The organism is Spirillospora sp. NPDC046719 (assembly GCF_040645715.1).
Taxonomy (GTDB): domain Bacteria; phylum Actinomycetota; class Actinomycetes; order Streptosporangiales; family Streptosporangiaceae; genus Spirillospora.
Genome location: NZ_JBEYYT010000901.1, coordinates 1 through 1,376 on the forward strand (window position 1 = coordinate 1; position 1,376 = coordinate 1,376).

At 71.1% G+C, this 1,376-nt stretch carries 1 protein-coding gene; it reads right to left on the reverse strand.

The features are described from left to right. Nucleotides 1-32: 32 nt before the first annotated feature. The coding region (locus tag ABZ914_RS51415; protein WP_500201818.1) for an ABC transporter permease at nt 33-1,376 on the reverse strand (1,344 nt) is incomplete at its 5' end.

A 1,376-nucleotide genomic window follows, 5' to 3' on the forward strand; every position in this document is an offset into this window, starting at 1 on the left:
GTCCGGGGTGACGTCAGTGCCGTCCGCGGTGCTCATTTCCGCTCCTGCCGCAGTCGCCGGATGTTGAACAGCATGGCGGGCAGCACCAGCAGGAACAGCAGCACCGCGATCGCGCTGCCGGAGCCGGGGTCGTTGCCGCCGCCGAACGACTTGGTCCACATCTGGAGCGCCAGCACGTTGGCGTTCGGATCGCCGCCGCCGATGATGAACACCAGGTCGAACACCTTCAGCACGTTGATGACGAGCGTGACCAGCACGACGACCAGCACCGGGGCGAGCAGCGGGATCGTCACCCGCCGGAACACCTGCCACTCGGTCGCGCCGTCCACCCGGGCCGCCTCCAGCGCGTCGCGCGGGATCGCGGCCAGGCCCGCGGCGATCAGCACCATCGCGAACCCGGACCACACCCACAGGTACGACCCGATGATCGCCGGCGTGATCAGCGTGCTGCCGAGCCATTCGGCGCCGCCATAGGAGGCGGTGAAGTTGCTCTTCGGCAGCCGCAGCGTGACCGGGCCCGACGGCACCTTCTTCAAGGTGAACGCGCCGTCCTTGCCGGTGGTCGCCGTGGCGACGACCTTCCCGCCGCGCACCGCCTCCACCTTGACGCCGGGCAGCCCGGACTCGCCGGCGTTCGGCTTGTTCAGCTCGCCGCCGCCGCCCTTGGTGAAGTCGAACCAGACGGTCCCGGTCACCTGCCCGGCCTTCGCCGCCGGCGGCTGCGCGGCCGGCTTCGCGTCCTTCGGCAGGTACTCGGGCTTGACCTTCACCAGGGGCAGCAGCGCGGTCTGCCCCGCCGACACCGGGCTGGACCCGACCACCGCGCCGCCCTGCATGTGGACGAGCTGATCGCCGCCGGTGCGCGGGCCCGCGCCCGGATAGGCGGTGCCCGACTTGAAGGTGTCGTGGATCGCGACCAGCGCCGCGTTCGCCACGCCCTGGTCGGGGTCCTGCTGGTACACCAGCCGGAAGATGACGCCGGAGGCGAGGAACGAGATCGCCATCGGCATGAACACGACGAGCTTGAACGCCGTCGCCCACCGGATCCGCTCGGTGAGGACGGCGAAGAACAGCCCGATGATCGTGACGAGCGTGGGCGCGACCACCACCCACACCACGGTGTTGCGCACCGCGACGAGGTCGTCGTGCCCCTGGAACACCCCGGTGTAGTTGTCGAAGCCGACGAACGAGCCGCCCGAGGCGTCGAAGAAGCTGCGGATCACCGAGTACACGATCGGGTACACGACCAGGAAGCCGAGCAGCAGCAGCGCGGGCAGCAGGAACATCAGCGCCAGCCACGACGGCGGCGTCAGCCGCTCGCGCGCGCCGCGCCCGCGGCCCGGTGCGGCCGGGCCGGTGACGGCGGCGGCGCCGCC